Raw genomic sequence first — 22,023 nt, 5'->3', positions numbered from 1 at the left:
ACTTGGGAGACGGTCCCCCGAGGGGCGTGGGGGCAGTGGCGGGAGATGCCGCGTGAGTTCGGCGTCTGGTCGACCGTGCACAACCACGTCCGGCAGCCAGAGCGAAGTCCGTCTCGTCGCCGACCGCAGGTGCCGACCGCTGGAGTTCGTCCCCGTGCTGACGGGCCTACAGCCAGCGGTCGTACCAGGTGCGGATGCGCCGGAGGGCGTCGAGTTGATGGGCGCGCTCGTGCAGCCCGTGGCCCTCTCGGGGGTAGACGACGAACTCGTGCTCGACGCCGAAGTGGCGCAGTGCGCGATGGAAGTGGATCGCCTGGCCGAGGGGCACGTTGGTGTCCTGCTCGCCGTGCAGGATCAGGACCGGGGTGCGGATCCGGGACACGTGGGAGATCGGGCTGTTCCGGTCGTGGAGGTGCGGTCCCGGCCCGTTCCAGCCGGTGCTGCCGCCGAGCGCCGCGTCCATGACTCCCCACTCGCCGGTCCCGGCCTGCAGGCCCCAGTCGGTGATGCCGGCGCCCATCATGGCGGCCTTGAAGCGCTCGGTCTGGCCGATGGCCCAGGCCGCCATGAAACCGCCGTGGCTCCAGCCGGAGATGCCCAGGCGTTCGGGATCGGCGACTCCCTCGGCGACCAGCAGGTCGATCCCGGTGAGGATGTCGGTCCACTCGTCGCCGCCCACCGCGCCCGCCACCACGGCGGCGAATTCATGGCCGTGGCCCGACCCGCCCCGGGGATTGGGCAGGAAGACCGCGTATCCGGCGGTCGCCAGCCACTGCCCGCAGTCGACCGCGGTGAGCGCGAACTCGTCGGCATGGCGGAAGTAAGGGCCGCCGTGGACCATGGTGACGAGCGGGAACGGACCCTGGTCCCGAGTCCGGCCGGCGGGCAGGATCAGCAGGCCGTCCAACTGGAGTCCGTCGGGCGCCTGGTAGCTGAGCCGTTCCTGGACACCCCAGCGGATCCCGCGCAGTTCGGGACTGGTGTCGCTGAGCCGGAGCAGTGGCCCGCCCGTGGGTCCCGCGTGGACGTTCCTGGGCTCGCGCGCGGTGCTCATCAGCACGGCGAGGGTCTCTCCGGAGTGGCTCGCAGTGAGCCCGGCGAGCGTGCCGGGCGTGCCGAACGTGCCTGGCGTGCCGGGCGCGCAGGACAGTCGGCGGAACCGCAGCGACTGCGGATCGAGCCGGTACAGCGGGGTGTCCAGCCCGTCGGCGAACAGCGCCAGCGGCGGCCCGTCGGCGACCTGCACCAGCTCGGTGGGGCAGACGGACATGCCGGCCGTGAGATTGCGCTGTTCGACGGTCGGGCCGGTCGCCGGCGGCACGGTGTCGATCACGGCGAGCGCGCCGACCAAGTGCCCGGGCGTCACAGCCAGGTGGGCCAGATGCCATTCACCGTCGTGATGCCACCAGGCCGGGGACTGTGCCTCGAATCCGACCGGGCCCAGGTCCTGGACGGCTCCCGTCTCCGGGGCGACCAAGTGCAGTCCTGCCGTCGTGACGCCGGGGTCGAGCTCGGGGGTGGCCCAGCTCAGCACGGCCAGCGGGCCGCCGTCCGGACGCTGGGCCACCTCCACGACATGGCGGTCTCCGAGGCCGTCCACGGTGCGGACCACGCCGGTCGCCAGGTCGAGCAGGCGCAGCCGGGTGGCGGGGAGGTGCCGGCCCCAGACCTTCGCGTCGTCACCCTCGGCCTCCCGGTGTTCGTCCTCCGGAGTGGGCTCGTCCTCGGCGAGCAGCGCGACGGTGCGGCCGTCGGCGAGCGGGTAGTGGTCGCCGATGCCCCCGCGCCACCTGGTCAGGGGCTCCGCCTCGGCGCTGTCCTCGCTGCCGTCCAGAAGGATCCGCTGGAGTTGAGCGGTGCCCCGTTCCTCGCGGTCGGAGGTGAAGAACAGGAAAGCCGAGTCCGGCGCCCACTTCGGGGCGGCGGCGCGGGCCGTGCCGTCGGTCAGCCTGTGCGGGGCCGCGCTGCCATCGGCGGCGGCGACCCAGACCGAGCTGTGCGGCCGTCCGTCCCTGCCACTGTTCGCGACCACGCCGTAGGCGACCAGGCGGCCGTCGGACGAGATGGCCGGGGCCACGGGGGCGGCCATGTCCACCACCAGTTCCGCGGTGAGCAGGTCGGTCGATTCGGGAGTCGGTCGCGGTGCAGGCTGCGGCATGCGGACTGCCTTTCACTCGCCAGTACGACGGACGGACATCCTGTCGCACCGACGGGCCGGTGTCAGTCGGGTTTCGGAGAATCAGGCCAGGCAAGGCAGGGCAGGGCAACTGTCGCCGAATCAGTGAGGCTCAGGGGTGCGTGGTTCGACGCGAACGGCGGAGCCATCCTGAAACAAGCAGGCGTGATTGCTTTTTTCTGCGCCCGGTGCCACGCTGCTGCCCGGCGGCGCTCGTGTGGGAGCGTCGCCAACCCGTCGGCAGGGGAGGCGCTTTGGCGCGCGAACGCTCGGTACTGCGGGTCGGCAACGCCTCGGGGTTCTACGGGGACCGCTTCGCGGCGGTGCGGGAGATGCTCACCGGCGGGCCGCTGGACGTGCTCACCGGGGACTACCTGGCGGAGCTGACCATGCTCATCCTGGCCCGGGACCGCCTGAAGGACCCGTCCCTCGGCTACGCCCGGACGTTCCTGCGGCAGATGGAGGAGTGCCTCGGCCTGGCGCAGGAGCGCGGGGTGAGGATCGTGGTGAACGCGGGCGGGCTGAACCCGGCCCGGCTCGCCGCCGAACTGCGGAACCTGGCGCAGCGCCAGGGCCTCGCGGTGGCCGTCGCCCACGTCGAGGGGGACGACCTGTTGCCGCGTCGGAGCGAACTCGGCTTGCCTGAAGGGCTGTTGGCCGCGAACGCCTACCTCGGCGGCTTCGGGGTGGCGGCCTGTCTGGCCGCGGGCGCCGAGGTGGTGGTCACCGGGCGGGTCACGGATGCGGCGCTGGTCGCCGGGCCCGCGATCGCCCACTTCGGCTGGACGGCGGCGGACCTCGACGCCCTCGCCGGGGCGGTGGTCGCCGGGCACGTGCTGGAGTGCGGCGCCCAGGCGACGGGCGGGAACTACGCGTTCTTCCGCGAGCACGACGTGACCCGCCCGGGCTTCCCGATCGCCGAACTGCACGCCGACGGCTCCAGCGTGATCACCAAGCACCCGGGCACCGGCGGCGCCGTCACCGCGGGCACCGTCACCGCCCAACTCCTGTACGAGACGGGCGGAGCGCGCTACCTGGGCCCGGACGTCACCGCCCGGCTGGACACCGTGCGGCTCGCCGAGGAGGGGCCGGACCGGGTCCGGATCGACGGGGTGCGCGGCGAGGCGCCGCCGCCCACGCTGAAGGTGGGCCTGAACCGGCTCGGCGGCCACCGCAACGAGGTGGTGTTCGTCCTCACCGGCCTCGACATCGAGGCCAAGGCCGACCTGGTGCGGCGGCAGTTCCTGGACGCCCTGCCGCCCGCCGCCCGGCCCGCCGAGCTGCGCTGGACGCTCGCCCGGACCGACCACCCGGACGCCGGCACCGAGGAGGCCGCCTCCGCCCTGCTCCGGCTCACCGCCCGCGACCCGGACCAGGCCAAAGTCGGGCGCGAACTGGGCAAGGCTGCCGTGGAGTTGGGGTTGGCCGGCTACCCGGGCTTCCACCTCACCGCCCCGCCCGGCCCCGGCGCGCCGTACGGGGTGTTCGCCGCCGCGTACGTCGACGCCAAGGTTGTCGAGCACACCGCCGTGCTGCCGGACGGCCGCCGGCTCGCCGTCCCGCCGGCCCCGGTGACGAGCCGGCCGGCCGAGACCTCCGAAGAGCCGAAGCTCCCCGACGCGCCCCCCGACGCTCTCCCCACCGGCCCGACCCGCCGCGCCCCGCTCGGCCTGGTGGCCGGCGCCCGCAGCGGCGACAAGGGCGGCGACGCCAACCTCGGTGTCTGGGCCCGCTCCGAGGCGGGCTGGCGTTGGCTCGCCCACACCCTCACCGTCGACAAGCTGCGCGAACTCCTACCCGAGACCGCCGACTTGCCCGTCACCCGGCACCTGCTCCCGAACCTGCGCGCGGTCAACTTCACCCTCACCGGCCTGCTCGGCGAGGGCGTCGCCGCCCAGCACCGCTTCGACCCGCAGGCCAAGGCGCTCGGGGAGTGGCTGCGCTCCCGCCACCTCGACATCCCGGAGGCCCTGCTGTGACCGTGCTGCCCACCCGCGTCGACCCGGCCGGGCCCGAGCACGCCGAGTACCGGGCCGCGATGCTCGCCAAGCTGGCCGGGCTGGACGCCGAGCACGCCAAGGCGCTGGCCGGTGGCGGCCCCAAGTACGTGGACCGCCACCGCGCCCGCGGCAAGCTGCTGCCGCGCGAGCGGATCGAGCTGCTGGTCGACCCGGACTCGCCGTTCCTGGAGCTGTCGCCGCTGGCCGCCTGGGGCAGCGACTACCCGGTGGGCGCGGCGCTGGTCACCGGCATCGGCGTGATCGAGGGCGTGGAGTGCCTGATCACCGCCAACGACCCGACGGTGCGCGGCGGCGCCAGCAACCCGTGGACGCTGCGCAAGGCCTTGCGCGCCAACGAGATCGCGTTCGACAACCGCCTCCCGGTGGTGAACCTGGTCGAGTCCGGCGGCGCCGACCTGCCCAGCCAGAAGGAGATCTTCATCCCCGGCGGCGCGCTGTTCCGCGACCTCACCCGGCTCTCCGCGGCCGGAATCCCCACCGTGGCCGTGGTGTTCGGCAATTCGACGGCCGGCGGCGCCTACGTGCCCGGCATGTCGGACCACACCGTGCTGGTCAGGGAGCGCGCCAAGGTGTTCCTCGGCGGCCCGCCGCTGGTCAGGATGGCCACCGGCGAGGAGGCCGACGACGAGTCGCTCGGCGGCGCCGAGATGCACGCCCGCACCTCCGGTCTGGCCGACCACTTCGCGGCGGACGAGGCGGACGCGCTGCGGCTGGCCCGCCGGATCGTCGCCCGGCTGGACCACCGCAAGCCGGGCCCGTCGCCGGACCGGCTGGCCGAGCCGCCGAAGTACGACGAGGAGGAGCTGCTGGGCATCGTCCCGGGCGACCTCAAGGTGCCCTTCGACCCGCGCGAGGTGATCGCCCGGATCGTCGACGGCTCCGACTTCGACGAGTTCAAGCCGCTCTACGGCACCAGCCTGGCCACCGGCTGGGCCCGGCTGCACGGCTACCCGGTCGGCGTGCTGGCCAACGCGCAGGGCGTGCTGTTCAGTGCGGAGTCCCAGAAGGCCGCCCAGTTCATCCAGTTGGCGAACCAGCGGGACATCCCGCTGCTGTTCCTGCACAACACCACCGGCTACATGGTCGGCCGGGCGTACGAGCAGGGCGGCATCATCAAGCACGGCGCGATGATGATCAACGCCGTCGCCAACTCCCGGGTGCCGCACCTGTCGGTGCTGATCGGCGCGTCCTACGGCGCCGGCCACTACGGCATGTGCGGGCGGGCGTTCGAGCCGCGCTTCCTGTTCGCCTGGCCGAGCGCCAAGTCCGCGGTGATGGGCCCGCAGCAGCTCGCCGGGGTGCTGTCGATCGTCGCCCGGCAGTCGGCCGCCGCGAAGGGGCAGCCGTACGACGAGGACGCGGACGCGGCGATCCGCGCCATGGTCGAGCAGCAGATCGAGGCCGAGTCGCTGCCGGTCTTCCTGTCCGGGCGGCTGTACGACGACGGCGTGATCGATCCGCGCGACACCCGTACGGTGCTCGGCCTGTGCCTGTCCGCGATCCACAACGCGCCGGTCGAGGGCGCGCGCGGCTACGGCGTCTTCCGGATGTGAGGCCGAGCCGCGAGATCGAGCTGCGAGACGGAGCTGCGAGACCGAGCTGTTCGACGGAGCTGTGAGGCCGAGTTGTGAGGGGCACCCGAGACATGATCACCAACCTGCTGGTCGCCAACCGTGGCGAGATCGCCCGCCGGGTCTTCCGCACCTGCCGGGCCCTGGGCGTCGCGACCACCGCCGTCCACTCCGACCCGGACGCCGGGGCCGCGCACGTCCGTGAGGCCGACGCGGCCGTGCGGCTGCCCGGCGCCGCGCCCGCCGACACCTACCTGCGCGCCGACCTGATCATCCGCGCCGCGCTGGCGGCGGGCGCGGATGCCGTCCACCCCGGGTACGGATTCCTGTCGGAGAGCGCCGAGTTCGCGCAGGCCGTGCTGGACGCCGGGCTGGTCTGGGTCGGCCCGCCGCCAGCCGCGATCGCCGCGATGGGCTCCAAGACGGCGGCCAAGCGGCTGATGGCCGCGGCCGGGGTGCCCGTACTGGACGCCCTGACCGACCCCACCGAGGCCGACCTGCCGCTCCTGGTCAAGGCGGCGGCGGGCGGCGGCGGACGCGGCATGCGGGTGGTGCGCACGCTCGCGGAGCTCCCCGGCGAACTGGCCGCCGCCCGCGCCGAGGCGGCGAAGGCCTTCGGCTCGGACGAGGTGTTCTGCGAGCGCTACCTGCCCGCCGGGCGGCACGTCGAGGTCCAGCTGCTGGCCGACGCGCACGGCACGGTCTGGGCGGTCGGCGACCGCGACTGCTCGCTGCAGCGGCGGCACCAGAAGGTGATCGAGGAGGCCCCGGCCCCCGGCCTGCCCGAGGCGGTGCGCGCCGGGCTGCACGCGGCGGCCGTCAGCGCCGCCCGGGCGATCGGCTACACCGGCGCCGGTACGGCGGAGTTCATGCTCGGCGAGGACGGCCGGTTCCACTTCCTGGAGATGAACACCCGCCTCCAGGTCGAGCACCCGGTCACCGAGGCGGTCACCGGACTGGACCTGGTGGCGCTCCAACTCGCCGTCGCCGAGGGGGAGCGGCTGCCCGGGCCGGTCCCGCCGCCCGCCACCGGCTGCGCGATCGAGGCCCGGCTGTACGCGGAGGACCCGGCGAAGGACTGGCAGCCCGCCACCGGCACCCTGCACCGCCTCGAACTCACCGTGCCGTACCAGGAGTTCGGCGGGCAGGGCGTCCGGCTGGACTCCGGCGTGGCGGCCGGCGACGAGATCACCCCGCACTACGACGCGATGCTCGCCAAGGTGATCGCCTGGGCGCCGACCCGCGCCGCCGCCGCCCGCCGCCTGGCCGACGCGCTCGCCCGCGCCAGGGTCCACGGGCCTGCCACCAACCGGGAGTTGCTGGTCCGGGCGCTGCGGCACCCGGCCTTCCTGGCCGAACGCCTGCACACCGGCTTCCTGGCCGAGCACGCGGCCGAGCTCACCGCCCCGGACGGCAAGGAGACTGCGCGCGCCGCCCTGGCCGCCGCCCTCGCCGACGCCGCCGCCCGGCGGACCGGCCCGCACGGCGCACTGCCGTCGGGCTGGCGCAACCTGCCCTCGCAGCCGCAGTCCAAGCGCTACCGCGCCGACGACGGAGCCGAGTTGGAGGTCCGCTACCGCCTCACCCGGGACGGCCTGCGGGCCGACGACCACCCGCAGGCGGAGCTCCTGGACGCCTCGCCCGAGCAGGTCACGCTGCGCGAGGGCGGCGTCCGGCGCGGCCACCGCGTCGCGCGCTACGGCGACCGGGTGTACGTCGACACCCCGAACGGGGGCATCGCGCTCACCGCCCTGCCGCGCTTCCCCGCCCCGGCCGCCCGGACGGACCCGGGCGCGCTGCTCGCCCCGATGCCCGGCACCGTCGTGCGCACCACCGCCGCCGTCGGCGACACCGTCACGGCCGGTCAGCCGCTGCTCGTCCTGGAGGCGATGAAGATGGAGCACCGCGTCACCGCCCCGGCCGACGGCGTCCTGGTCGAACTCCGTGCCGTCCCCGGTCGTCAGGTCGAGCTCGGCACCCTGCTCGCCGTCGTGCAGCCCGCCGCACCGCCCGAGGCCAGGCCCGCCGCAGTACCCGAGGCCGGGCCCGCCACAGATCCCGCCGCCGGGTCCGCCGCAGATCCCGCCGCCGGGTCCGCCGCAGAACCTGCCGCCGGGTCCGCCGCAGAACCTGCCGCCGAGCCCGCCGCAACAGCCGCCGTCCAGCCCGCCGCAGAAGCCTGAGGAAGGACCCCGCATGTCCACCATCGGCAGTCAGCTCATCGAGACCCCCGAACGCCGGGCCCTGCGCCAGGCCGTCGGCGACCTCGGCCGCCGCTACGGCTCCGCCTACTACATGGCCAAGGCCCGGGCCGGCGAGCCCGCCGACGAGCTGTGGGCGGACGCCGGCAAGGCCGGCTACCTCGGCGTGAACCTGCCCGCCGAGTACGGCGGCGGGGGCGGCGGCGTCACCGATCTGGCCATCGTGCTGGAGGAGTTGGGCACGGCCGGCTGCCCCCTGCTGCTGCTCATCGTCTCCCCGGCGATCTGCGGCACCGTGATCGCCCGCTTCGGCACCGAGGAGCAGAAGCAGCGCTGGCTGCCCGGACTCGCCGACGGCAGCCGCAAGATGGCCTTCGGCATCACCGAGCCGGACGCCGGTTCCAACGCGCACCGGATCTCCACCGTCGCCCGCCGGGACGGCGGGGACTGGCTGCTGACCGGCCGCAAGGTGTTCGTCTCCGGCATCGACCACTGCGACGCCGTGCTGTTCGTCGCCCGCACCGAAGACGCCCGCACCGGCAGGCTCAAGCCCTGCCTGTTCATCGTCCCGCGCGACGCCGCCGGCTTCGAGTACCGGGCGATACCGATGGAACTCGTCGCCCCCGAGAAGCAGTTCCAGGTCTTCCTGGACGACGTCCGGCTGCCCGCCGACGCCCTGGTCGGCGACGAGGACGCCGGCCTGCTGCAACTGTTCGCCGGCCTCAACCCCGAGCGCGTGCTGACCGCCGCGTTCTCCCTCGGCCTGGCCCGCCAGGCCCTCGGCAAGGCCGTCGAGTACGCGAAGACCCGCACCGTCTGGTCCACCCCGATCGGTGCCCACCAGGGCCTGGCCCACCCGCTGGCCCAGTGCGCGGTGGAGATCGAGCTGGCCCGGCTGATGACCCAGAAGGCCGGGCTGCTCTACGACGCGGGGGAGGACGTGGCCGCCGGGGAGGCCGCCAACATGGCCAAGTACGCGGCCGGCGAGGCCGCCGCCCGTACCGTCGACCAGGCGGTGCAGACGCTGGGCGGCAACGGCCTCACCCAGGAGTACGGGCTGGGCGCGCTGCTGGCCGCCACCCGGGTCGGCCGGGTCGCCCCGGTCAGCCGCGAGATGGTGCTCAACTACGTCGCCCAGCACACCCTCGGCCTCCCGAAGTCCTATTAGTCCGCAGCGCCGGACGCACCGCACCCAGCGGACGCACCCACCGGACGCACCCGCCGGGCGTGCCCCCGGTGGGTCACCAGAGGGACATCTCGGCGAACTTTGCAGTGGCGGACGTCATGGTCCGTATGCTCCTGTTCGTACCCTCGGTCGACCTTTTGCCGCGCCAGTCGATGCGTCAACTACCTTCCTGGAGGCTTACTTTGGTGTTCCGCAGCGAATTCCCGGACGTGCCGACGGTGGACCTGCCGATCCATGACGCGGTACTCGGCGGCGCGGCGGCGTACGGCGACGGGCCGGCCCTGATCGACGGCGTCACCGGGGAGCGCGTCAGCTACGCGCGGCTCGCCGCCGGCGTCGAGCGGGTGGCCGCCGGGCTGGCCGCGGCCGGGGTGCGCCAGGGCGACGTGGTGGCCCTGTTCAGCCCCAACACGCTCGGCTACCCGACGGCCTTCTACGGCGCCACCCGGGCCGGCGCCACCGTGACCACGGTGTCCTCGATGGCCACGCCCGCCGACCTGGCCGGGCAGCTCGGCGACAGCGGCGCCCGCTGGCTGGTGACCGTCTCCCCACTCCTGCCGACCGCCCGCAAGGCCGCCGCCCTGCTCGCCGAGCAGGGCGGCCCACTGGCCGAGATCCTCGTCCTGGACGGCGCCGAGGGCCACCGCTCGCTCGCAGACCTGCTGGCCACCACCGGCCCCGCCCCCGGGATCGCCATCGACCCCGGCCGGGACGTCGCGGTGCTGCCCTACTCCAGCGGCACCACCGGACTGCCCAAGGGGGTGATGCTCACCCACCGCTCGATCGCCACCAACCTCGCCCAGTGCGACGCCCTCTACCGGCCCGCCGTGGGCGAACGGGTGCTCGCCGTGCTGCCCTTCTTCCACATCTACGGCCTGACCGCGCTGCTCAACCAGCCGCTGCGCTGCGGCGCCACCGTGGTGGTGCTGCCCCGCTTCGACCTGGAGCAGTTCTGCCGCACCATCGAGGAGCAGCGGGTGCAGGCGCTGGTGGTGGCCCCGCCGATCGCGCTCGCCCTGGCCAGGCACCCGGTCGTGGAGCGCTTCGACCTCTCCTCCGTCGAGTACCTGCTGTGCGCGGCCGCCCCGCTGGATCCGGAGCTCGCCGCCGCCTGCGCCCGCCGCCTGGGCCTGCCGCACCTGCTCCAGGGCTACGGCATGACCGAGCTGTCCCCGGTCACCCACGTGGTCTCCCCGCTGGAGCGCGACCCCTCGCCCGGCTCGGTGGGGCGGCTGATCCCGTCCACCGAGCTGCGGGTCGCCGCCCTGGACGGCGCCGGCGAGGACCTCGGGCCCGGCGAGCCGGGCGAGCTGCTGATCCGGGGCCCGCAGGTGATGAAGGGGTACTTCGGCCGCCCCTCCGACACCGCCGCGGTGGTCGACGCCGAGGGCTGGCTGCACACCGGCGACGTCGGCTTCGTCGACGACCGGGGGTACCTGTACATCGTCGACCGGGTGAAGGAGCTGATCAAGTACAAGGGCCACCAGGTGGCCCCGGCCGAGCTGGAGGCCGTGCTGCTCGGCCACCCGCAGATCGTCGACGCCGCCGTGATCGGCGTCCCGGACGCCGACGGCACCGAGTGCCCCAAGGCCTTCGTGGTCCGTGCTCCGGGCAGCGGCCTGAGCGCGGAGGAGGTCACCGGCTTCGTGGCCGGGCTGGTGGCCCCGTACAAGAAGGTCCGCGCGGTGGAGTTCGTCGAGGCCGTCCCCAAGTCCGCGGCCGGCAAGATCCTCCGGCGCGAGCTGCGCGCCCGCGAGGCCTCGCGCCGTGCGTCGGCCTCCGTCTCTACTTCCGCCACCGCCCCCGAGGCCTCCCGCTGAGCGGCCGGGCCCCCGGCGGCCGAAGACCGGCGCCCGTCTGTGAGGATCGACCCGCCGAGCACGGCGGGCCCGCCGAGAGCGACGGGCCCGTCGGGCACGACCGGCCCGCCGAGCCCCCACCGGAACAGGAACCGCCGCCAGCCATGACCAGCCACCCCGCCGCCCGCGCCCCCCAGCAGGACCGCAGCCGCGCCACCCGGGCCCGGCTGCTCGCGGCGGCCGTGGACTGCCTGGCCGAGCTCGGCTGGCACGGCTCCACCGTCACCGTGGTCGCCGAGCGCGCCGGAGTGTCCCGGGGCGCCGCCCAGCACCACTTCCCGACCCGCGAGGACCTGTTCACCGCGGCCGTCGAGCACGTCACCGCCGAGCGGCTGGCCGCCGTCCGCGCCCACACGGGCGAGCTGCCGGCCGCCGGCCCCGACCGCACCCGGGCCGTCGTCGACATGATCGTGCGCCTCTACACCGGCCCGCTGTTCCGCGCCGCCCTGCACCTGTGGACGGCCGCCGCCACCGAGGAGCCGCTGCGCGAGCGGATCATCGCCCTGGAGGGGCACGTCGGCCGGGAGGCCCACCGGGCCGCCGTCGAGTTCCTGGACGCCGACGAGGCCCGCCCCGGCGTGCGCGAGTCCGTGCAGGCCACCCTCGACCTCGCCCGCGGGCTGGGCCTGGCCAACCTGCTCACCGACGACAGCGTCCGACGATCCGGGGTGATCCGGCAGTGGACCGGCGTTCTGGAGAGTACGCTGCGGCCGGTACGCCCATGACTCCCGTACTACCGGAACGGCCGGACGACCCCTGACCAAGGGGTCGCCGGGCGGCCGATGTCCGTGCAGTCTGGAGAAGAATCCCGGCCGGCACGGACCGTGAGGCCCCCGGCCGGGCACGAGCCGAACCGGGGTGCTGCCTGATCATGCACGGAAACGAGTGGGACGTGACCTCCGCCGCCGGCCCCGCACCGGGCGCCACCCCCGTACGCCCCGAAGGCCACCGACTCGTCCCGCTCGCGACGGCCCTGCTCCAGGGCGACGGCCTGATCCTGCACTGGAGCGAGGACGCCGAGGCGCTGCTCGGCTACTCCGCCGAGGAGGCCGTCGGCAGCTACGCCGCCCAGCTGCTCACCGACGGCACCGACCGCCCCGAGGTGCTGTCCCTGTTCGCCCACATCATGGGCGGCTCCGCCGGCTGGTCCGGCGTCTTCCCGGTCCGCCACCGCGACGGCCACAAGGTCGACCTGGAGTTCCGCACCTACCCGATCGCCGGCCCGGCCGGCACCCTGCTGCTGCTCGCCACCGCCTCCGACATCCGCGCCCTCCAGGCGGTCGAGGCCGACCTCGCCGTCCTGGACGGCGTCTTCGACCGCTCACCGATCGGCATGGCCGTCTACGACACCGAGCTGCGCTACGTCCGGCTCAACGAGGCGCTCGCCCGGATGAACGGCGTCCCCGTCGCCGCCCACCTCGGCCGCCGGATACCCGCGGTGCTGCCCGGCATCAACAGCGTCGAGATCGAGCAGACCATGAGACAGGTGCTCAGGAGCGGCAAGCCCGTGGTGGACGCCCGCTCCCACGGCCGGGTGCCAGGCGACCCGAAGCGCGACCGCGCCTGGTCAGCCTCCTACTTCCGGCTGGAGGACTCCACCGGCCGGGTCTTCGGCGTCTGCTCCTCGATCATCGACGTCACCGAGCGATTCCAGGCCGAGGCCCGTGCCGCCCGCGCCCAGGAGCGGCTCGCCACCATCGCCGAGGCGACGGCCCGGATCGGCACCACCCTCGACCTCCAGCGCACCGCCGAGGAGCTGATCGAGGCCGTCGTCCCCCGGTTCGCCGACTTCGCCACCGTCGACCTGCTGGAACCGGTGCTGCGCGGCGCCGAACCCACCCCCATCCCCTCCGACCGGACGGTCACCCTGCGTGCCGTCGCGGTCGGCGAGTCCTACGAGTCGGGCCTCGCGCACGCCGTGGACACCGTCGGCGAGACCTCCGAATACGCCCCCGACCGCAGCTACACCCAGTGCCTGCGCAGCGGTCGCCCCCTGCTGCGCGCCCACGTGGACGCCGAGGTGCTGCGCGGCCTGGTCTCCAGCGAGGACCGGGTCGAGCCCGGCATCGCGGCGGGCATTCACTCGTACCTGATGGTGCCGCTCACCGCCCGGGGCATGGTGCTCGGCGGCTCCGAGTTCATCCGGATGCGCAACTCCGAGCCGTTCAGCGACGCCGACGTGGCGCTCGCCGAGGAACTGGTCGCCCGCACCGCGCTGGCCATCGACAACGCCCGGCTCTACCGGCGCGAGCGGGAGACGGCGCTCACCCTCCAGCGCAGCCTGCTGCCACAGGAGATCCACCGCACCCTGGGCCTGGAGATCGCCTACCGCTACCTGCCCAGCAGCGTGGTCAGCGAGGTCGGCGGCGACTGGTTCGACGTCGTGCCGCTGTCCTGCGGCCGGGTCGCCCTGGTGGTCGGCGACGTGATGGGCCACGGCATCCGGGCCGCCGCCACCATGGGCCAGCTGCGCACCGTCGCCCGGACGCTCGCCACCCTCGACATGCCGCCCGAGCAGGTCCTCACACGCCTGGACGAGACCGCCTCGGGCATCGGCGAGGGCCAGTTCGCCACCTGCATCTGCGCCGTCTACGACCCGCTGGAGCGCACCGTCCAGATCGCCTCGGCCGGCCACCTGCCGCCGATCTGGGTCGCCCCCGACGGCACCGCCCGCCGGGTCGAGGTGCCGCCCGGCGTGCCGCTGGGCGTCGGTGGGGTGGCCTTCGAGTCGATCGAGTTCACCCTGCCCGAGGGCGGCATGGTCACCCTCTACACCGACGGCCTGGTCGAGCGGCGAGGCCAGGACCTCGACGACGGCATCGACCTGCTGGCCGACACCCTCGCCGGGCCCGGCCGCACCCTGGAGGAGAACTGCGACGCCGTCCTCGGCGCACTCGTCACCGACGGCACCGAGGACGACATCGCGATGATCATGGCGCGGGTCCTGCCGCTGCCCGCCGACCGGATCGCCACCCTCCCGCTCACCGGCGGCGGCCGGCTGCCCGGCAAGGCCCGCCGCTTCACCCGCGCCACCCTGGACGCCTGGGGCCTGACCGCCCTCTCCGACTACGCCGAGCTGCTGGTCAGCGAACTGGTCACCAACGCCTTGCTGCACGCCGACGCCCCGCGGCGGCTGCGGCTGTTCCGCGACCGGGTGCTCACCCTGGAGGTCTCCGACGCCGGCGGGGCGACCCCGCAGCTGCGCCCCTTCGCCGAGCAGGACGAGGGCGGGCGCGGCATGTTCCTGGTCAGCGAGCTGGCCCAGCGCTGGGGCAGCCGGCTGACCAGGGACGGCAAGGTGGTCTGGGCGGAGCTGGAACTGCCCTTCGGGGCTGCTTAGTTCCCCGCGGGTTGGTCCCCTGTCAGTGTGCTTCCCCGGTCAGTTCGCTTCTCCGGTCAGTGCGCGGCGAGCGGGTAGTGGTCGGAGAGGTCGGTGTAGGTGTAGCTCTTGCCCCAACTGCTCACCGTCCACGGCGCGCTGTGCGTGCGCAGGACCTGGTTGGTGTACTGCTGCGGGCGGGCGTGGTCGGCCCGGTAGAGCACGTAGTCCAGGTCCTCCTTGGGCTCGCCCGGGTAGCGGTAGGCGGCGACGGAGTTGTCGGCGGTGTCGAAGGAGTACGGCCAGCCGGTGCGGGCGGAGGCCGGCGCCAGGTTGGCGTTGTCCAGCAGGGCCTGGTACTCGGAGCCGTGCGAGTCGATGTTGAGGTCACCGGCGAGCAGGATCGGCTCGTTCGCCGGTATCTGCTTGGCGTCCAGGAAGCCGCGCATGGCCGTGAGCTGCTTGGCCCGGATGGCGGCCGGCTGGCCGCTGGAGCAGCCCGAGTCGGTGGACTGCAGGTGGGTGCCGACCACGTGGGTGCGCTGGCCGTTCACGTTCAGGACGGCGTAGACGAAGCCCTTGTTCGAGAAGTAGTCCGAGCCGCAGGCGTCCTTGTAGACGTACTGCTCCTTGCGCAGGATCGGCCACTTGCTGAGCAGCGTCACGCCGCCGTCCTCGGGGGTGGCGGAGCTGTAGCTGCCGGAGGTCGCGTCCCAGCCGCTGGTGGAGCGGCCGACCACCGGGGTGTGGTACGGGTAGGCGGCCGAGGCCTTCGCGGTCAGGGCGTCGGAGGCCGCGTTGTCGAAGGCCTCCTCCAGCACGACCACGTCGTGGCCCTGGAAGAAGTCCGCCGAGGCGATCGCCTGCGCCCGGTACTGCTGGCCCCAGTTGGGGTAGAGGGTCGTGCTCATCAGGAACGCGTTGTACGTGAGGACGTCCAGCGCGGGCGCGGTGACCGGGGCGCTCTCGGTCGTGGCGCCGGTGGCAGCCGTGGCGGGGGAGGTGGCGAGCGCGCCGAGCACGGCGGCGGCAGCGCAGGCGGCGGCGGCCTTGCGGAGGGACGACAGCGGCATTGGGGCTCCGTGAGGGTATGACGTGAACGCGACGGTCAGCGGATGTTGTACATCCAACGTTGCCGCCCGCACGGTGCACAAGACCGCGCACGAGCATTCGGTGAACGCAGTTGAAACACTGTCACCACCCAGAACGCGCGAACCCCACCACCCGCCGTGGGTGGTGGGGCTCGGACAACGTGCGTGCGTCAGACCTCGCCGAACTCGCCGGCCTGGACGGCGGCGACGAACGACGACCAGGCGTCGGCAGGGAAGACGAGGGCAGGACCCTCGGGGTCCTTGGAGTCACGGACGGGCAGTACACCCGGGAAGCCAGGAGCCACCTCGATGCAGTTGCCCCCGTTGTTGCTGTAGCCGGACTTACGCCACTCGGCACTGGCCAGGTTGGGGATGGGGCCGGTCATTCATAGTCCTTCCGAACAGCGCGGATCTTGGCAAGCGAAGCCACCTTGGAAAGTGACTCCACCTGGAGCTGATCGTAGTCACGGCTCCACGCCTCGACCGTCTTGCGGTCCCGTTCCAGGATGCCACGTGCCTGTGACTCCGCATAGCCGATGGTGGAGCGATCCGGCAGGGTCAACAGAACGATGGGCATCGTGAACGGGATGTGCTCGCCAAGCGTCACCGGGGCTACCTGGAGTGTGAGAAACGGGAGTTCGGCCAGGCTCTCAAGGTGCCGAAGCTGTGCCTGCATGACGGCCGGGCCTCCGACGGGTCGGCGCAGGCAGCTCTCGTCCATGACCGCGTGAAGCACGGGGATGCGTTCGGCTCGGATGATTTGCTGCCGATCCATGAGGAAGGCGACTCGTTGTGCGGCCTGCTCCTTGGTGATGCTGCCTCGGAGAACTGCGGCGTTCGCCAGGGCGCTTGCATACTCCTCGGTCTGGAAGAGTCCCGGGACCACGTTCAGCTCGAACGTCCGTATCTTCCGGCAGCGGGCCTCCTCCCTGGCGAACTCTTCGAACCCCTCCAGCAGGCTGGCGTGCTCGATCTGGCGGAACAGTTCCCGGAACTTGTCCCCTGTATCGAGCGCTTGATCGGCTGCCGTGGCGAAGTTAATGGTTACGGGCTTCTTAGCTCCTTCGACGTACGACACCAGGGCGTGACTGAAGCCCATGATCTTGGCGAGCTTGGTCTGGGAGAGGTTCCTCGCACGCCGTGACCTGCGAAGCTCGTTTCCGAAGCGGATGGCCGGAGATGACGGTTGATCAGTCTCCTCGAACTCCATGATTCACCGTGCCTTGTAACTCGACGAAACGGTCAAGGGTTAAGCCCTTCCGATCGTAGAGGCTGTCGCGCCACCATGGCTACACCAAGTGACACGCCGAGAGCGAAGCGCTACGGAGACTCCCATGCCCGAAAACCCGAAATCCGCGCTGCCCGACTTCGTCCGCAACGAGGTGGTGCGGGACCTGAAGCACCGAGACGACGACGGCAAGCCGAAGGAGGGGGTCTTCATGGAGATCCTCTGCGGGGCGGCCTTTCTGAGGCCGCTCGGCGGGGGGTGCGAGTGGACGACCAGGCCCGATCAGCTGCGACGGTGCGACCCCAGGGAGATCGCGCCGGGCACGGGGAGCAACTCCCAGCGTCGGCCGATGTTTCCGGAGCCGGCGTGACCTCGGGGGAGATGCTGCTCGCCGGGCTGCACCTCAGCTCGTTGGCGGCCGGCGGCTTCACCGCTATGGCGGGGACGACGCAACGAAACGCGGTCGAGGCGGGTGACGAGCCGACCACCGAGCCGCCGCTTCAACGCCCGTGCAGATGCGGCACGTCCGTGCCGGACTGACAACACGCTCCCGCCACCGCGCCGCGAGTGCTCATCCCGCGCGGCGGCGGGGTTCAACGCCCGTCCGTGAAGGACAGTCACGGACGGGCGCCGGCAGGCCTACCTCCCCTGCCGGCCGGCTCCGAGGGCACGTTGGCGCCAGACCCTCGCCGAGCCACACCGCTCCCCGCCGAAATCGCCGCTCCGGCGGGGAGCGGCCGCCCCTCGATCGGAGCTGCTCCCGCCGCAGTTCCTTCTGACGCGCGAGCCCCACTGCCCGCCATGGGTAGTGGGGCTCGCGAGAGCTGTGCGCGTCAGACCTCGCCGAACTCGCCGGCCTGGACAGCGGCGACGAACGACGACCAGGCGTCGGCGGGGAAGACGAGGGCAGGACCCTCGGGGTCCTTGGAGTCGCGGACGGGCAGTACACCCGGGAAGCCGGGAGCCACCTCGATGCAGTCGCCCCCGTTGTTGCTGTAGCCGGACTTGCGCCACTCGGCGCTGGCCAGGTCAAGGGTGGGGTCGGTCATTCGTGCTCCTTCCGAGCAGCGCGGATCACGGCAAGCGAAGCCACCTTGGAGAGCGACGACTCCACCTGAAGCCGATCGTGGTCACGGCTCCATGCCTCGACCTTCCTGCATTCCCGTTCCAGGAAGTCCGAACCGGCCACCGGGGGTTGCGGGCTGGACGCGATTCCTCCCGGCCGTGAACGGCCGGGGCTCTGCACGAATTCATTGAAAGGATCCCGAGGCATGACACACATCCCATGGGAAGGACGGGCCGCCGATCTGGCTTCCCGGGCGACCGATCCGGACTCCCGATGGCGGAACCCGGTGGCCGGCGTTCCCCGGCACGAACTGGTCCCCAGGTGGTGGGAGCCTGCCGAGGGCGGCACTTGGCAGCTTCAGGTAGGGGAAGCGAACCCGGACTTCTGGCTCCAACGGGCCTACGGGAACGAGTCCCTGGTCACCAGCGTGGGCGGGTTGCACGCGGACCACGCGAAGCCGGATGACCGCCCGACCGGGCTGCCAACGTCGTCGGCCACGCTCACGCCGCTCGTGGTCAAGATGCTGCGGCACGGCCGGATCGCCGCCGAGCACGACCTGCTGGACATCGGCACCGGCGCAGGCGGGTTGACCGCCATTGCCGCCACGCGGCTCGGTTCGGATCGCGTGACGAGCGTGGACATCGACGGGTACCTGGTCGACGCCGCGCGGGACCGCCTCAAGGCATGGGGCTGAGCCCTCACTTCGTCACTCAGGACGCCACCGACGCCCTCCCGGGCGACTACGACCGGATCGTGGCCACCGTGTCGGCCCGCCCCGTCCCGGTCCCGTGGCTCCAGGCGCTTCGGCGCGGTGGACGGCTCGTCACCACCATCGCGGACACGGCGCTGATCCTGACGGCCTGGAAGACCCCGGACGGCGGAGCGACCGGCGTGATCGAGCGCGACTGGGCGGGCTTCATGACCACGCGCCACGGCTCCGCCTACCCGCCCGGCTTGGACGAGCTGTTCAAGACCGCCCGCGAAGCCGACGGGGAGAACGTCAAGCTCTTCCGTTACCCGGTCACCGACATCCGCAACAACTGGGAAGTCTGGTCGATGCTCACGATCAACATCCCGGGCATCGAAGTCGACTTCGAAGAGACGCCCGAGGGTCGTACGGCCTGTCTCGCCCATCCGGACGGGTCATGGGCGCGCGCAGAGGCAACGAAGTTCGAGCCGCCGACCGTCCACCAGAGCGGCCCCCGCCGCCTGTGGTCGGAACTCGAATCCATCCGGAACTGGCGGGAAGTGGAAGGCGGCCTGCCGCTCTACGGCTGTCACGCCGTCGTCACCCCGGACGGCGTGATCCACCTGTCCCGGGGCCGGTGGTCGGCCACCATCGGCTGACCGCGACCGGACGGCCCCGTCCGGCTTCTCCGGGGCGTGGCCCTGTCTGGAACGGTGTCATCGGCAGCGATGCGCGAGCCCCACTACCCATCTGCGGGTAGTGGGGCTCGCGCGACGTGCGTGCGTCAGACCTCGCCGAACTCGCCGGCCTGGACGGCGGCGATGAACGACGACCAGGCGTCAGCGCGGAAGACGAGGGCAGGACCCTCGGGATCCTTGGAGTCGCGGACGGGCGTCAGGCCAGGGAAGTTCGGAGCTACCTCAACGCAAGTGCCCCCGTTGTTGCTGTAGCCGGACTTGCGCCACTCGGCGCTGGCCAGGTCAAGGGTGGGGCCGGTCATTCATGCTCCTTCCGAGCAGCGCGGATCACGGCAAGTGAAGCCACCTTGGGAAGCGACTCCACCTGAAACCGATCGTAATCACGGCTCCATGCCTCGACCTTCCTGCATGCCCGTTCCAGGAAGTCCGAACCCGCCACCGGAAGTTGCGGGCCGAGCCGGAGCGTCGCGGTCAACAGCTGCCGAGAGGGCTGCACGGTGCCCGGCCCGCGGACCCTGCAGGGGGAGGCAGCCGCAACCGCGGCGTGACAACCGGTTCCGGGCTGGCCCTACCTCGTGAGGGGCTCCACCCCGAGGAGGGCTGCGGTTTTGGTGTAGACGGTCCGGGCGAGAGCGTCGTTCAGGGCCAGGCGTGAAGGGGTGTCCGGCTGGGACTTGCTGAAGAAGCCGCCGCTGGGGCGCGGTGCGGGCGAGGCGCTGGCAAGCCAGACCGGGGTCTGCACACCTTCGTCCGGGGTGATGGCGAACGGACGGAACAGCGGGGCGGTCAGCCGCATCAGACCACCGGTGTTGCTGTTCATCGCGGTGCCCTTGGCCATCCCCGGATTGGCGTTGTAGACGCTCATGCCGTCAGGTAGGCGATGTGCGAGTTCTCGCGCGGCCAGGAGGCTGACGAGTTTGCTCGTCGCGTAGACGTTGATCTGGTGGTAGAAGCGCTTGCTCCACGACGTTCCCGCGACATCTGGATCGGTGGCATCGAGCCTGCCACGCTTTTCCACGAACGAGGACATGTTGATGATCCGCGCTTCGCGCGTGAGCACTCCTTCGGCCAGGAGGGCGTGGGTGAGCAGGAACGGGGCGTGATGGACCCCGTGTAGGTGTCGCCCTCGGGCTGGGGCGGTGCTGCCGAGTGTGTCTGCCTTCGGCTTCCGGCGATTTCGGCACTCCCGCTGCCGTCAACCCGTTTGCGCGGCGTACACCCAGTCGAGTTCACGACGCCTCATTGGCAGTCAGTGAGGGGATCAACTGTGTGAGTATCCAGCGCGGCCGTAAAGGTACGCGCCTCTGACCGGAAACGACGTACGGAAGGACGCAGTGTGGACTCGACAGACCGCCGCACGATCAGGCACCCCCGACCGCCTGGCGTGGACACCCTCCACTACACCACGCGGAGCGGCCTCGACGCCGTCCCCGATCCTCGGCACCGCACCATGATCGCCAGTGTCCTGGCCTCCGGCCTGGTTGACGAGATGATCGCCTTCACCCAAACCTTCGATCCGCCCGTCAACCTCGCGCAGGCCCGCGCCGACGCCGATGTGCTCACCACCGAGTTCGCGGCGTTCGGCGTCACCATCCCCACCGCCACCACCACCAACATCACGTTGATGCGCGCCCTCATGGTGCCCATCGCCGACGACGCGCTCGCCCTCGCCCTCGATCGCATCTGGGTGTTCGTCACCAACACCGATGACGTGTGCTGCCACGACCCCGCAGAGGCCGAAGCCATCCTGCGGGCCGGCATGCTGCCCGAGCAACGCGCATCCTCGCCGAACGCCCGGTACATCCGGCACATGTTCAAAGAGCTCACACAGTTCTGCGATCCGACGTTCCTCGCCGTCTTCAAGACCTTCTTCTACAACGCGATCACCGGCGTCCTCATGGAGGCGGAGTTCACGCCGGAGGCGTCCGACGGGGTCGACAGTGACTTCGTCCGTGTCTTCAACGGCTTCTCCCAGTTCTGGTTCACCTCACTTCAGTTCACCGACCCCTGCTTGAGCGCCCACCACAATCGGGCATTCTGGTCGGCGGCGCTGAGCTCCTGTGTCGCGTTTCTCAACGACATCAACGACGTCTTGTCCTTCTACAAGGAGGCGGTGCACGGCGAGGACTTCCTCGCCAGCCGGATCTACCGCCGCTCGGTGAGCGAGAACATCCCCTACCTCGCCGAATACCACCGGAGCCTCGACAGCGGCCTGGCTGCCTACCGCCGCGTCCTGGACCTCGCCACTGACGAGCAACGCCCGCACCTCGACCGTTACATGACCGCCTTCGCCTACTGGCACTTCCACTGCCGTCGCTACCTCTGGCACGACATCTACCCCGGCCTGACCCCGATCGACATCTGATCCGGTCTACTGGTGAGCTCGCGTATTCAACTGTCGCCAATGTCCCGCCACAAAGGAAAATGAGCCCAACTGTCAGCTTATCGAGCGGCGTCTGATGGCCGACCCCACGACTCTCGTCAGCATCTGCGAGGAACTCGCAGGAGTCGAAGCCGCAGAGCTGTATGTCGATGAATATGGAGAAAGTCCGATAGTTCTCCGAGGTTCCCAGCCTTCTGATGCCCGTGTGTGATCCTCTGCGGCGTATCGGCTCCTGTTCCGCCGGTCTCCCTGAGGTGGCGGCTGGTGGTCTTGTCGTGGTAGCCCAGAGTGGCCGCGACGACGGGGGCAGGCGGCTCAAGGAGTTGCTGTCGAATGGCGGCGCCGCGGGCGGCGGCGACGGGGATACCGATCTCGCGCAAGAGACATGACAGGCCGCTTCCAGGCTTGTCCATCGCTACCAGCCGGTTGAACAGGGGGGTCAGCGCGGGGCGGACGCGGCCCGTGCCGTCGGCACCCCGGACGGCGTGATCCACCTGTCCCGGGGCCGGTGGTCGGTCACCATCGGCTGACCGAGA

Annotated in this window: 18 protein-coding genes; 11 read left to right on the top strand and 7 right to left on the bottom strand. The window is 71.9% G+C overall.

What is annotated here, in order from left to right; all coding sequences use genetic code 11:
- Nucleotides 1–166: 166 nt before the first annotated feature.
- Nucleotides 167–2,158 carry a S9 family peptidase gene (locus tag ACFVX9_RS26780; protein WP_387983847.1) on the bottom strand — a complete coding sequence of 664 codons (1,992 nt, stop codon included), beginning with the start codon at nt 2,156–2,158 and terminating at the stop codon, nt 167–169.
- Between the two features lie 272 nt (nt 2,159–2,430).
- Here ACFVX9_RS26780 and ACFVX9_RS26775 point away from each other — a divergent pair, with 272 nt between their 5' ends.
- The 7 genes from ACFVX9_RS26775 to ACFVX9_RS26745 all read left to right on the top strand — a co-directional run bounded on the left by ACFVX9_RS26775 (nt 2,431) and on the right by ACFVX9_RS26745 (nt 14,354).
- On the top strand, nt 2,431–4,155 hold the full coding sequence (locus ACFVX9_RS26775) for an acyclic terpene utilization AtuA family protein (RefSeq protein ID WP_387983844.1): 1,725 nt from the start codon (nt 2,431–2,433) through the stop codon (nt 4,153–4,155).
- A complete protein-coding gene (locus tag ACFVX9_RS26770) occupies nt 4,152–5,750 on the top strand; it encodes an acyl-CoA carboxylase subunit beta (protein WP_380371988.1) in 1,599 nt (532 codons plus the stop codon). Before ACFVX9_RS26775 ends, ACFVX9_RS26770 begins: the two co-directional genes overlap by 4 nt.
- 92 nt (nt 5,751–5,842) lie before the next feature.
- Nucleotides 5,843–7,951, top strand: coding sequence for an acetyl/propionyl/methylcrotonyl-CoA carboxylase subunit alpha (locus ACFVX9_RS26765; protein WP_387983841.1), 2,109 nt, complete (start codon nt 5,843–5,845; stop codon nt 7,949–7,951).
- A 13-nt stretch (nt 7,952–7,964) separates the two neighbouring features.
- Complete coding sequence (locus ACFVX9_RS26760) at nt 7,965–9,137, top strand: acyl-CoA dehydrogenase family protein (protein ID WP_063346212.1); 1,173 nt, start codon at nt 7,965–7,967, stop codon at nt 9,135–9,137.
- 200 nt (nt 9,138–9,337) lie between these two features.
- Nucleotides 9,338–10,975 (top strand): AMP-binding protein, encoded by a 1,638-nt coding sequence (locus tag ACFVX9_RS26755; RefSeq protein WP_387983837.1) that lies wholly within the window; start codon nt 9,338–9,340, stop codon nt 10,973–10,975.
- A 143-nt stretch (nt 10,976–11,118) separates the two neighbouring features.
- Nucleotides 11,119–11,739, top strand: a complete 621-nt coding sequence (locus tag ACFVX9_RS26750; RefSeq protein WP_380486631.1) for a TetR/AcrR family transcriptional regulator — start codon at nt 11,119–11,121, stop codon at nt 11,737–11,739.
- Between the two features lie 146 nt (nt 11,740–11,885).
- Complete coding sequence (locus ACFVX9_RS26745) at nt 11,886–14,354, top strand: SpoIIE family protein phosphatase (protein ID WP_387983833.1); 2,469 nt, start codon at nt 11,886–11,888, stop codon at nt 14,352–14,354.
- Between the two features lie 56 nt (nt 14,355–14,410).
- Here ACFVX9_RS26745 and sph read toward each other — a convergent pair whose 3' ends face one another.
- The 3 genes from sph to ACFVX9_RS26730 form a co-directional block, all read right to left on the bottom strand.
- Complete coding sequence (gene sph, locus ACFVX9_RS26740; RefSeq protein WP_387983830.1) at nt 14,411–15,406, bottom strand: sphingomyelin phosphodiesterase; 996 nt, start codon at nt 15,404–15,406, stop codon at nt 14,411–14,413.
- Between the two features lie 188 nt (nt 15,407–15,594).
- Nucleotides 15,595–15,810, bottom strand: a complete 216-nt coding sequence (locus tag ACFVX9_RS26735; RefSeq protein WP_380372005.1) for a DUF397 domain-containing protein — start codon at nt 15,808–15,810, stop codon at nt 15,595–15,597.
- Complete coding sequence (locus tag ACFVX9_RS26730) at nt 15,807–16,634, bottom strand: helix-turn-helix domain-containing protein (protein WP_380372008.1); 828 nt, start codon at nt 16,632–16,634, stop codon at nt 15,807–15,809. Before ACFVX9_RS26730 ends, ACFVX9_RS26735 begins: the two co-directional genes overlap by 4 nt.
- A 124-nt stretch (nt 16,635–16,758) precedes the next feature.
- On the opposite strand from ACFVX9_RS26730, the gene ACFVX9_RS26725 reads away from it, so the two are divergent.
- Nucleotides 16,759–17,022: a hypothetical protein gene (locus ACFVX9_RS26725; RefSeq protein ID WP_063346205.1), complete on the top strand. Its 264-nt coding sequence runs from the start codon at nt 16,759–16,761 to the stop codon at nt 17,020–17,022.
- A 463-nt stretch (nt 17,023–17,485) separates the two neighbouring features.
- Here the strand turns inward: ACFVX9_RS26725 and ACFVX9_RS26720 are convergent, their stop codons facing one another.
- Nucleotides 17,486–17,701, bottom strand: a complete 216-nt coding sequence (locus tag ACFVX9_RS26720) for a DUF397 domain-containing protein (RefSeq protein ID WP_387983826.1) — start codon at nt 17,699–17,701, stop codon at nt 17,486–17,488.
- Between the two features lie 222 nt (nt 17,702–17,923).
- On the opposite strand from ACFVX9_RS26720, the gene ACFVX9_RS26715 reads away from it, so the two are divergent.
- A complete protein-coding gene (locus tag ACFVX9_RS26715) occupies nt 17,924–18,412 on the top strand; it encodes a 50S ribosomal protein L11 methyltransferase (RefSeq protein WP_387983824.1) in 489 nt (162 codons plus the stop codon).
- A complete protein-coding gene (locus ACFVX9_RS26710; RefSeq protein WP_387983821.1) occupies nt 18,403–19,065 on the top strand; it encodes a hypothetical protein in 663 nt (220 codons plus the stop codon). Before ACFVX9_RS26715 ends, ACFVX9_RS26710 begins: the two co-directional genes overlap by 10 nt.
- 125 nt (nt 19,066–19,190) lie before the next feature.
- Here ACFVX9_RS26710 and ACFVX9_RS26705 read toward each other — a convergent pair whose 3' ends face one another.
- Both ACFVX9_RS26705 and ACFVX9_RS26700 read right to left on the bottom strand, forming a co-directional pair.
- Nucleotides 19,191–19,406 carry a DUF397 domain-containing protein gene (locus tag ACFVX9_RS26705; protein ID WP_387983818.1) on the bottom strand — a complete coding sequence of 72 codons (216 nt, stop codon included), beginning with the start codon at nt 19,404–19,406 and terminating at the stop codon, nt 19,191–19,193.
- A gap of 266 nt (nt 19,407–19,672) precedes the next feature.
- A complete protein-coding gene (locus ACFVX9_RS26700) occupies nt 19,673–20,134 on the bottom strand; it encodes a hypothetical protein (RefSeq protein WP_387983816.1) in 462 nt (153 codons plus the stop codon).
- A 306-nt stretch (nt 20,135–20,440) separates the two neighbouring features.
- On the opposite strand from ACFVX9_RS26700, the gene ACFVX9_RS26695 reads away from it, so the two are divergent.
- Nucleotides 20,441–21,469, top strand: coding sequence for a hypothetical protein (locus ACFVX9_RS26695; protein ID WP_387983813.1), 1,029 nt, complete (start codon nt 20,441–20,443; stop codon nt 21,467–21,469).
- The last annotated feature ends 554 nt before the right edge of the window (nt 21,470–22,023 follow it).

It is taken from the genome of Kitasatospora sp. NPDC058243, from assembly GCF_042882025.1.
Taxonomy (GTDB): domain Bacteria; phylum Actinomycetota; class Actinomycetes; order Streptomycetales; family Streptomycetaceae; genus Kitasatospora.
The sequence above is the reverse complement of the archived record's forward strand: the minus strand, read 5'-3'. Positions and strand labels throughout refer to the sequence as shown.